Genomic DNA, 11857 nt, shown 5'->3' with positions numbered 1-11857 from the left:
GTCTTCAGAATCAAAACGACCTGTGCAACTAAAGCAATATCCATCGGCCAAATGAGGGCATGAACTTTGTCCGAAGTTCTGCTGCCATTCAGCGAGGTCACTGCTTTCGGATATTGTTCGAAACTGACAAATGCCATGACAGGGGTGGGTGAAACAATTTAAGCCCAAAGTATGTTGGTGTTGTTCAGGGTCAGCGTTACCGCCGCCGGAGTCTGAATCCGGGGGGGGAGTGAAAGGGTCTGTAAGCTGGGTGGTGGTTTCCTGAGCTTGCTGGCTGGATGGTTCTGATGGCTGGTGCGGCTGTTGGTTTTCTCCAGAGCCCAGCATTATAGTGACTGCCTTAGACGGTTGACTCTGGCGAGCCAGTGCAGCTGAAACCTCTTGTTGTTCAACCGGGTTAAGCAGCGGTGAACAGGTGTTCCAATAACTTTTTAAGAGCCAACCGACAGCGACAAACACTTCTATAGGTAGCCATGAACCAGAGGTGGACTTCAGAGGAGCGGTTCTGGTGGTCAGGATCAGTTCGTAACCAACCAGCAGATGAGTGGTGTAAAGCAACTGCCACGAAATTGATTCAATAAAGATCGTTTTTACCCCGTAACCGAAGGGGCTGAGTGGTTTGCCATCAGGCGTAAAATGTGATCCTGCATAACGGTTTGTGTCGACAATGCCTGAAAATGTGCGCTGGTCACGCTTTATAAAAAGGCACTGGCTTGATGAAAAGTCTGCTTTCTGATCAAGCTCGACAGTACCACGCCCTGTCCAGGGTCTGGCCTGACAGACGACAGACAACAACAGTAGTAGCAAGTAGAGTGGTGCCGCAGAGAATGAGTGTTTAATCATTCTATCCTTGCATTATGGTGTACAGAGAGGAAGGATAGATCAAGAAAATAAGCGTGTTTTACTATTAAAGACCTCCTGATAAAAAATTTTCGAAGTCATTTACCGGATCAGATCGTTACTGATTCACTGTACGTTTTTGAGGGCTCAGGTCATCGTCCTGGTCAAGATCAACAAGCTTGCGTTTTCGATGTGTTCTTTTGTGGGCCGAACCGTCCATCCCGGCCACTGCCTTGTCAGAGATTTGTTGCCCGTTGTGCACTCTTCTTTTGTGATCCCACAGGGCTCGGGCATTTTTCCATATCGTTCCACATGGCCGTTGATGGCCAGTCTCCCCGACCACTGGCTTGTTACAGATTTGCTGCCAGCTGTGGTCTCTTCTTTTGTGACATGACACGGCTAGAGCATTTGTCCAAATTGTTCCACATTGACGCTGATGGCCATTCTCCCCGACCACAGTCAGTTCACAGGTTTTTTGCCCAGTGTGGTACTGGCTTTTGTGAGTCGATAGAGATTGGATATTCTTGCAAATCTTCCCGCATGGCCTCAGCTGACCATCCTCCCCAGTGATTGTTTCAACACAGGTTTTTTGGCCTGAATGGTCATTTCTTTTGTGACTCCACAGGGCTCTGGCATTCTTACAAACCTTTCCGCATGGGCGTTGCTGGCTATCCTGCTCGACCACGGACACGTCACAGGTTTGTTGACTGCCGTGAGCACTTCTTTTGTGATCCGTCAGGGCTTGATTATTTATCGAAATTGTCCCGCATGGCCGCTGATGGCCATCCACTACCACGGTCTTATTACAGGCTCTTGGCCCGCTGTGGGTCATTCTTTTGTGATCCGAAAGGGCTTGAGCATTCTTGCAGACTATCCCACATGGACGTCGCTGTGCGTGCTCTCCCTCAACTATCACATCACAGGTTTTTTGGTTGCTGTGGACTCTGCTTTTGTGAGCTGACAGAAAGTAAGCAGTCATGCAGACCTCTCCGCATGGCTGTTGTTGACCATCTTCCCTGTCCACTATCACGTCACAGTTTTTTTTTTCAGTGTGATATTTGTTCTTGTGAGACGACAGAGCCTGAGCATTCTTGGAGACCACCCCGCATGACTGCGGCTGGCCATTATCCCCGACTACTACCTCGTTACAGGTTTGTTTCCCGGAGTGGTCTTTTCTTTTATGAGCTGAAAGAGTTTTAGAGCTCTCGCAGACTTTCCCGCATCGCTGTCGCTGACCATCCTCCCCGAGCACTGTCTCGTTACAGGTTTTTTGCCCGCTATGGACTTTTCTTTTGTGACCCGACAGGGCTTTGGAAATTGTGTAGACTTTCCCGAATTGTTTCGGCTGATCATTTATGTCGACTACTGTCTTATAAATAATATATTGTCTTTCTGAATCTGCTGCGGAGGGTAACTGGGTAAACGTAAAGGAAATTCCTTTTTTTTGTAGGTCGGATGACTTTGTTTTTAAAAGTACATTGTATTGGGCATGTGCATCGTGATCTGCTGATTGTCGGAATTGACAGACGCCTGCGCAGGTATCTACGAAACAATTTAAGCTCAAAGTATGTCGGTGTTGTCCAGGGTTTCTGTTACCGCCGCCAGAGTCAGAATACAGTGAGCCAGTGAATGAGTCTATATACCGGGTGTTGGCTTGAGGGCCTTGCTGATCGGATGATTCTAAAAGCTGGCCTTGCTGTTGGGCGTGCCCAGAGCCATGCATCATGGTGATGGTGGCAAACGGGTGATCAACCTGTGTCAGCATATATGATGCTTCGTGCTGTTCGATTTGTTGCTCAATCAGATTAAACAACGGTGAGTTTGGGTTCCAATAGTTTTTTAAAAGCCAGCCGACAGTGATCAACATCTCTAGTGGTAGCCATGGATATGGATTGGAGCTTAGAAGAGGAGTGTTGATGGTGTGGATCAGTTCGTGACCAAACAGCAGATAAGTGGAGTATAGCCATTGCCACGAAATCAATTCGATAAGGGGCGTTTTTACCCTGAAACCGGCGGCTCTGGGTGGTTTGTTATCAGGCGGCGAATCTGATCCTCTATAACCGTTTGTGTCCGCAATACCTGAATATGTATGCTGGTCACGCTTTATAGAAAAGCTCTGTTTTGCTGAAGAATCTGTCTTCTGTTGAAGCTCGACAATAAAACACCTTGTCAAAGTCTCGGCCTGACAGGAAACAGACAACAATAGTAGCAGCAACAACATCGGTGCTATAGAGAGTGAGTGTTTAATCATTATATCCTTACGTTCCGGTTTACCGCGTGAAAGGATAGATCAAGAAAATAACTGTGTTTTATGTGAGCGACCTTCCGTTAAAGAAACATTGAAGCAGACGTATCCGTTGGTGAGCCCCCGGACGGCGTGATCAAGAGCTATCCCGGGATAGATGGATGGCTTCGAGTATTTTTTAACGACTTTTGTCTTCAGATAGATCTCCTGATGAGAAGGCCTTATCAGATCAAGGACTGAGGTCGTTGTTCTGGTACAGTTCCTCATGTTTGCGTTTTCGGTGTCTTTTTTTGTGATCCGATATGGCATTAGCATTCTTGCAGAACTTTCCGCATGGTCGCGACTGGCCATCCTCCCCGACCACGGTCACTTTACAGGTTTGTTGCTCGCTGTGGACACTTCTTTTGTGTTTCGTCAGGGCTCGGGCATTTATCCAAATCGTCCCGCATGGCTGTTGCTGGCCATCTTCTCTGTCCACTATCACTTCACAGGTTTTTTGTCCGGTGTGGTAAGCACTTTTGTGCGTCGACAGAGCATGAGCATTCTTGCAGACCACTCGGCATGGCCGGGGCTGGCCACCCTCTCCAACCAGGGGTGCGTCACAGGTTTGTGGTCCGCTGTGTCCTTCTCTTCTGTGACTCGACAGGGTGATGGCATTCTCGAAGACCTTTCCACATGGCCGGGACTGGCCATCCTCCCCAACCACTGGCAGATCACAGGATTGTTGTCCGGTATGTTTTTTTCTTTTGTGATAGTAAAGGGCTTGAGTATTTTTACAGACTTTTTTGCACGTTCGCGGCTGGCCATCCTCCGCAGCCATTGGCAGGTCACAGGATTGTTGCCCGGTATGTTTATTTCTTCTGTGATCGTAAAGGGCTTGATTATTTTTGCAGACTTTTTCGCATGTTCGCGGCTGACCATCCTCCCCGACCACTGTTTCGTCACAGATTTTTTTCCCGCTGTGGATTGTTCTTTTGTGAGTCGACAGGACTTTGGAATTTTTGCAAACTTTTCCGCATGGCTTAGGCTTGCCATCTTTATCGAACAATGTCAAATAACAGACATGTTGTGTTTCCGGAGTCTCTGTCGTGGGTGACAGTCGGGTAAACGAAAAGGATATCCACTTTTCTTTAAGATAGGGTGACTCAGTTTCTAAAAGCGCATTGTTCTGATCATACACACAGTTATCAGGATCTACTGATTGTCGGAATTGACAAACGCCACGACAGGTATCTATGAAACAATTTAAATCCAAAGTATGTGGGTGTTGCCCAGGATTTCCGTTCCCGCCGCCGGAGTCAGAAAAGGAAGCAGTGAAAAAGCCTTTGGAGCAAGTGGTGGCATCCGGGCCTTTGTGACCGGATGATTCTGATGACTCGAGTTGTGGTTGTTCATGTCCAGAGCCAAGCATCATGGTGATGGCTGCAAAGGAATGATCCCCCTGTTTCAGTATACCGCTTAGTCTGAGTGGTTTGATATAAGGTGGCGAATCTGATTCTGTAAAGCCGTTTGTGTTGGCAATATCTGAAAATGTATGCTGATCATGCTGCGTTCTAAAAAAAAACCGGTGTGTTGGAGTATCTGCTTTCTGTTTAAGATCGAGAATAAAATGTCTGGTCAAAGGTTCAGCCTGACAGGCGACAGACAACAACATTTTCAGCAACACTAGCAGCAAAAATAGCAGCAACAGTGGTGCCTTAGAGAGTGAGTGTTTAATCATTCTATCCTTATATTCTGGTTTACTGGGAAGAAGAATAGATCAGGAAATTAGGTGTGCTTTTTGTTAAACAACCATTTAGGCGCAGCTGTATCCGTTGCTAAGCCAGGACAGCTCGATCAGGTGCCATTCGGGGAAAGATGGATGGCTTGGGGTATTCATTTAAACGACTTTTATCTCCTGATAGTTCTCCTCATGAAAGGACGAGAGGCAGATCAAGGACTGGGGACATTGTTCTGGTCCAGATCATTAAACTTGCGTTTTAGATGTGTTCTTCTGTGGTCTGTCAGGATTCTTTTACTCTTGCAGACCATTCCACATGGTCGTTGTTGACCATCCTCCCCGACCACTGTCACGTCACAGATCACCCGTCCGGTGTGATATTTGCATTTGTGAGATGACATAGAATGAGCATTCTTTAAGACCACCCCGCATGGACTAGGCTGGCTACCCTCCCTAACCATTATCATGTGACAGGTTTGTTGCCTGCTGTGCTCTTTTCTTTTGTGAATCAACAGAGTTTGAGCATTCATGCAGTTCTTTCCGCATGGCCGCTGCAGGCCATCCTCCCCAACCACGGTCACTTTACAGGTTTTTTGTCCGGAGTGATTTTTTCTTTTGTCATTCCACATGGTTTTTCTGGTATCAAGGATCTTTCCGCACGGCTTCGGCTGATCATCTTCTCCGGCCACGCTTGTTTTGCAGGTTTTTTGCCCGTTGTGATTTCTGCTTTTGTGAGACGACAAAGATTGAGCATTCTTGCAGACAGTCCCGCATGGCCGAGACAGACCATCCTTCCCGATCACTGTCGCCTGACAGGTTTGTTTCCCGCTGTGGTCTTTTCTTTTGTGATCCGACAGCGCTTTAGTACTCATGCAGACTTTACCGCATGGCCGCTGCTGGCTATCCACCCCGACCACTGTCAGGTGACAGGTTTGTTGTCCAGTGTGATATCTTCTTTTGTGATCCGTCAGGGATTGAGCATTCTTGCAGACTGTCCCGCATGGCCGAGACAGACCATCCTTCCCGATCACTGTCAGGTTACAGGTTTGTATCCCGCTGTGGTCTTTTCTTTTGTGATCCGACAGGGCTTTAGAACTCTTGCAGACTCTCCCGCATGTCTGCTGCTGAGCATCCTCACCGACCACTGCCAGAAGACAGGTTTGTAGCCCGCTGTGGTCTCTTCTCCTGTGATCCCGCAGGGATTGAGCGCTCTTGCAGATTCTCCCGCATGGCCACCGCCGACCATCCTCTCTGATCATTGTCGCGGGACAGGTTCGTTGTGTGTTTGAAGTCCCTGCTTGAGAATGGAAGTGGGGAAAAGTAAGGGAGATTGTTTTTTCTTGTAGGCCGGTTGACTCCGTTTCGAGGGATGCATTGTTTTGGTCATATGCATGGCGATCAGAATCTAAAGAGTGCCGGAATATACAAACGCCATTGCAACTATTTACGAAACAATTTAAACCCAGAGTATGTGGGTGTTGTTCAGAGTCTCCGTTACCGCCGCCCGAGCCAGAATGCCGGGGGCTGGTGAAAATGCCTGTAAGTTGGATGGTTGCCCCCGAGGCTTGCTGGTCAGATGATTCTGAAAGCTGGCCTTGTTGTTTCTGTCCAGAGCCAAGTCCCATAGTAATGATGGCAAATGGTTGACCCTTCTGTGTCAGCTTGGGTGCTGCCTCTTGTTGTTCAATTTGTTTTTCAACCGGGTTCAACGACGGTAAATCTTGGTTCCAGTAGCTTTTTAAAAGCCAACCAACAACGATAATCGCTTCTACAGGTGGTGACGGGTGAGGGATGGCTCTTTTAGGGGTATCTTTGATGCTAAGGATCAGTTTGTAATCAACCAGCAGATGAGTGACGTAAAGCAACTGCCATGAAATCGATTCAATAAGGGTTGTTTTTACCCCATAACCGTAGGATCTGCGTAGTTTGCCGTCGGGCAGTGAAGCTGATCCTGCATAGCTGTTTGTGTCGGCAATGCCTGAAAATGTTCGCAGGTCACACTGCCTTACAGAAAAACTCTGGTTTGCTGGAGAATCTGTCGTTTGTTGAAGCTCGACAATGAAGCGTCTTGTCAACGGTTCCGCTTGGCAGATGACAGACAAAAACAGTATCAGCAACAGCGTTGTCGCAAAGATTGAGTGTTTAATCATTCTACCCTTGCGTTTTAAGTTACAGATAGGAAGGATAGATCAAGAAGGTAAGCGAGTTTTTTCTCAAAGACCTTCTGTCAAATGACTTCTGTTAAAAGCTCAAAGTTGCAACGGATAAAACCTCATGAAAGGGCGGGTGTCAGATCATGGATTGGGGTCATCGTCCTTGTTTACATCAACAGGTTTACGTTTGCGATGTATTCTTTTGTGATCCGAGAAGGCTTTAGTATTCCTGCAGATCTTTCCGCATTGCCGCAGCTGGCCATCCTTCCCGATCAAAATGATGCTACAGGTTTGTTGCCCGGTGTGTTCTTTTCTTTTGTGACACAACAGAACTTCGATATTCTTGCAGACCGTGCCGCATGGTCGTTGCTGGCCATCCTGCCCGATCACTGCCAGGTCGCAAGTTTGTAGTCCACTGTGGTCTTTTCTTTTGTGATCTGCAAGTGCTTTAGTACTCTTGTAGATCTTTTTGCATGGCTGCGGTAAACCATTCTCTCCGTCCACGCTTACGTAACAGGTTTGTTTCCCGGTGTGATATTTGCTTTTGTGGGTCGACAGAGCACTAGCATTCCTGCATGACGTCCTGCATGGCTTCGGCTGACCATCCTCCCCGACCACTGTCTCGTCACAGGTTTGTTGCCCGCTATGGTCTTTTCTTTTGTGACCCGACAGGACATGAGGACTCTTGCAGACCTTTTTGCATGGCCGATGCTGGCCATCCTCCCCAACCACGGTCATATCACAGGTTATCTGCCACTTATGGAATCTGCTTTTGTGAGACGACAGAGATTGAGCATGCTTGAAGACCGCGCCGCATGGCCGCGGCTGGCCGTCCACGACTATGGTTATGTCACAGGATTTTTGCCCGGTGTGGTATTTGCTTTTGTGAGATGACAGCGATAGGGTATCCTTGTAGACTTTCCCGCATGACTGCAGCTGGCCATCCTTCCCCAATACTTTCACGTCACAAGTTTTTTGTTCGATGTTTTCTTTTATTTTCTGAGCTAACAGGGCTTGTACTGAGCTTGTTCGGAAAAGATGGGGTTGGTCCTGACCCGGTTGGAATACTTCAGTGTTTGTTTGCCGGGCTGCTGAATGGCTGAGCGTAAGGGAAAATCCGGCTTCTTCGAGAATACTACTTGGATCGAATGGCTCATTAATGAATCCAAAATCATTATTGATGGCAGGCAAATGCCCGAGCGTAAAGGCGACCCCGTCTGAGGTGACCCCGTCTGAGGCGACCCCGTCTGAGGCGACCCCGTCTGTATGGTTGCAGCTATTGGGCAGATTACCATTAATAACATACGGCTCTGGCTCAACTAGTTGGTCGAAATAGAGTGAGAATTGACTGTCAGAAAGTTCCTGCAATTCTTGAAAAAGCGAATTATCCAAGGAGTGTGTAGCTTTTTCAGGATCAGAAGAGCTTATGCAACTTAGATAGTGTTTATTCGTCAAGTCAGGGTATGAGCTTTGTCCGGTATTTGCCGTTGCTCCTAATTGAGCGATTTCTATTTTTGTCGTCTGTATCGGTGCGTCGGACTGCTCACAGCGGGACTCAGCGGGCTTTTCGCCATCGGATGATTGCCGGAAACTGCAAGCACCATTACAGGGATGGACGAAACAATTTAAACCCAGAGTATGCTGGTGTTGTTGTGGGCCTCCGTTATTGTCGTCATAGTCAGAAAACAGAAGGCTAATGAAAGAGCCTGTAAAGTGACTGGTGGCTTGAGAGGCTTGCTGACCCGATGATTCTGATGGTTGGCTTTCTTGTTGGTCTTGTCCGGAGCTGAACATCATAGCGATGGTCGCAAATGGGTGATCCCTCTGTGTCAGCATAGACGTTGCCTCTTGTTGTTCAATCGGGCAAAACAGTGGTGAATCGGGGGGCCAATAGTTTCTTAAAAGCCAACCGATAGCGACAACCGCTTCTAAAATTAGCCATGTATAAGGGGTGGAGTTAAGAGAGACGTCTTTGTTTCTCAGGATCAGTTCGTTACTAACCAACAGATGAGTAGTATAAAGCCATTGCCACGAAATAGATTCAAAAATGGGGTGTTTTACTACGTTATTGTGTCTTTGTCGTTTTTCATCAGTCAGCGAAACTCTTAATTTATGGCCATTGTTATCGTAAATGTCTGGCGCATTACCCGGCAATGTATGCCAGTCAGGGTTTATAGAAAAGCTCAGCGTTGGAGAAACTGCTTTTTGTTCAAACTCGACAACAAAACCCCTTGTCAACGGTTGAGCCTGACAAATGACAAAAAACATTAGTAGTAGCGACAACAGCGCCACAAAGAGTGAATGCTTAATCGTTCTATCCTTGCGTTTCGGGTTCCAGAAAAGAAGGATAGATCAAGAAAACAAGCGTAATTTCTTTCAAAGACCTTGTTTTAAAAGACCAAGGTTGCACCGGGCAAATATCATGAAAGGTAGGCTGTCAGATCAAGGGGTGAGGTTTTCGTCCACACCAACAGGTTTACGTTTTCGATGAACTCTTTTGTGGTCCGACAGGGCTCGAGCACTCCTGCATATCTTTCCGCATAGCCGCTGCTGGCAATCCCTCCCAACCAAAACCACGGCGCAGGTTTGTTGCCCGCTGTGGTCTCTTCTTCTATGATACGACAGGACTTGAATATTTTTGCAGACCGTCCCACACGGCCGCGGCTGTCCGTCCTCCCCGACCACTATCGCACTACAGGTTTTTTGCCCACTGTGGATTTTGCTTTTATGATCTTTCAGGGCTTGAAGATTCTTGCAGACAACCCCACACAGTCGTGGCTGGCCATCCTCTCCGACCAATGCTACATCACAGGCTTTCTGACCGGTATGCGCTCTGGTTTTGTGAACCGACAAGGCTTGTCTGTTCTTGCAGATCTTTCCACATGATCGCTCCTGGCCTTCCTCCCCGATGACTGTTGCGTCACAGGTTTGTTGTCCGCTGTGGTATTTGCTTTTGTGAGATGACATTCCGATTTCTTCGAGAGGGTCAGGAGGATAAAGAGGCTCATTAATGGCCACAAAATCATGAGTGGTGGAAGTCCGGTTTATGGGCATTGGCAACCCATGATTTATTGACCCGGCAGGGTCAGTTGCATAGGCAGCCTGTGCACTCATTGAGTGTTGGAAATGTGTGGCGAATACAGGATCAAAGTGGCCTATGCAACTAAGGCAGTATCCATTGGCTAAATGAGGGCATGAGCTTTGTCCGGCTGATACTCCTATTTGGGCTGTCGAACTTTCTACGAAATTTTCAGGCCATTCAGAGGTCTCTCTGATATCGGATGATTGCCGAAAACTACAAACGCCATGACAGGGATGGGCAAAACAATTTAAACCGAAAGTATGCTGCTGTTTTTGAGGGTATCCTTTGTCGTCTCCAGAGTCAGAATAAAGGAGACGAATGCAAGCGTCTGTAAAGTGACTGGTGGCTTCCGGGACTTCACGATCGGATGATTCTGATGGTTGGCATTGTTGCTGATTTTGTCCAGAGCCCAACATCATAGTGATGGCTGCACACAGTTGATCTCCCTGTGTCTGCATAGACGTTGCCTCTTGTTGTTCAATTGGGTTAAAGAGCGGTGGATAGGAGTTCCAATAGCTTTTTAAAAGCCAACCCAAAGCGACAACTCCTTCTGCAAGTAACCATGAATAATGGATGAAGCCAGAAGGGGCATCTTTGGTGGTCAGGATCTGTTCATAAGCAACCAGCAGGTGAGTGGTGTAAAGCCATTGCCATGAAATCGATTCAGCAAGGGACGTGTTTGCGCAGTAATCTTGAGATCGCTGTCGTGTGCTATCAGGCATCGAATCTGATTCTGCACAGTCGTTTGTGCTGACAACTCCTGACTGATTGCCCGATAATTGCCGGTCAGGCTTTGCAGAATAGCTCTGATTTGGAGAATTTGTTTTCTGTTCAAACTCGATAACAAAATGTCCTGTTAACGGTTGACTCTGACAGACGACAGACAGCGTCAGTAGCAGCAAAAACAGTGCCGAAAAGAGTGGGGATTTAATAATTCTATCCTTGCGTTCTGGGTTACAGAGAGAAAGGATAGATCATGAAAGTAAGCGCGTTTTTCTGTCAAAGGCCTTCTGTTAAAAGCCCAGGGCTTCACCGGGCAAAATCTTATGAAAGGGCGGTTATCAGATCAAGGACTGAGGTCATCGTCTTCGTCTGCACCCACAGGTATACGTTTCCGATGCATTCTTTTGTGTTCCGACAGGACTTGAGCACTCCTGCAGATCTTTCCGCATAGCCGTTGCTGGCTATCCTCTCCGACGATTGTTTCGTCACAGGTTCTTTGCCTGATGTGAGTGACGCTTTTGTGAGTCGACAGGGCTCGAGCATGCTTGCAGACTGCTGCGCATGGTCGTTGCTGACCATCGTCCCCGACTACGGTCACGTCACATGTTTTTTTTCCTGTATGGTATCCGCTTTTATGATCCGAAAGGGCTTTAGCGCTCTTGCAAACCTTTCCGCATGGTTGCAGCTGGCCATGCTCACCGATCACTGTCACGTCACAGGTTCGTTGCCCGCTGTGGACTTTGCTTTTGTGAACCGACAGGGCTTTAGAACTCTTGCAGACTGCCCTGCATAGTTGCAACCGGCCATTTTCACCAGTCACTTTTACGTTACAAATTCTTTGCCCGCCGTGGGTGCTTCTTTTGTGATTCCAAAGAGCTCTGATATTGCTGTACAACTTTCCACATGACCGCAGCAGGCCATCCTGGCCGACCACGGTCGCATCACAGGTTTGCTGAATAGTGTGGACGCTTCTTTTGTGATTCCACAGGGTAGCAGCATTTATGCAGATCTTTCTGCACGGCTGTTGCTGACCATCTGCCCCGCCTCTAAAAATATGGGATGATATCCCTGCCATTATGAGTCAATACGATTCT

General features: G+C 47.6%; 7 protein-coding genes. All 7 read right to left on the bottom strand.

The window, feature by feature from the left end:
* Window positions 1-843 (bottom strand): hypothetical protein (locus KDK18_RS06410; RefSeq protein WP_257254042.1); only part of this gene is annotated, 843 nt, incomplete at its 3' end.
* A 115-nt stretch (window positions 844-958) separates the two neighbouring features.
* Window positions 959-3091 carry a hypothetical protein gene (locus KDK18_RS06405; RefSeq protein ID WP_257254041.1) on the bottom strand — a complete coding sequence of 711 codons (2133 nt, stop codon included), beginning with the start codon at window positions 3089-3091 and terminating at the stop codon, window positions 959-961.
* Between the two features lie 223 nt (window positions 3092-3314).
* A complete protein-coding gene (locus KDK18_RS06400; protein WP_257254040.1) occupies window positions 3315-4805 on the bottom strand; it encodes a hypothetical protein in 1491 nt (496 codons plus the stop codon).
* Between the two features lie 212 nt (window positions 4806-5017).
* Window positions 5018-6955 (bottom strand): hypothetical protein, encoded by a 1938-nt coding sequence (locus KDK18_RS06395; protein WP_257254039.1) that lies wholly within the window; start codon window positions 6953-6955, stop codon window positions 5018-5020.
* A 144-nt stretch (window positions 6956-7099) separates the two neighbouring features.
* Window positions 7100-9250, bottom strand: a complete 2151-nt coding sequence (locus tag KDK18_RS06390) for a hypothetical protein (protein ID WP_257254038.1) — start codon at window positions 9248-9250, stop codon at window positions 7100-7102.
* 150 nt (window positions 9251-9400) lie between these two features.
* Window positions 9401-10942, bottom strand: a complete 1542-nt coding sequence (locus KDK18_RS06385; RefSeq protein WP_257254037.1) for a hypothetical protein — start codon at window positions 10940-10942, stop codon at window positions 9401-9403.
* Between the two features lie 164 nt (window positions 10943-11106).
* Window positions 11107-11838, bottom strand: a complete 732-nt coding sequence (locus tag KDK18_RS06380) for a hypothetical protein (protein ID WP_257254036.1) — start codon at window positions 11836-11838, stop codon at window positions 11107-11109.
* Window positions 11839-11857 lie beyond the last annotated feature (19 nt).

The organism is Endozoicomonas sp. SESOKO3 (assembly GCF_024606255.1).
This window is presented reverse-complemented; position numbering and strand designations above follow the sequence as displayed.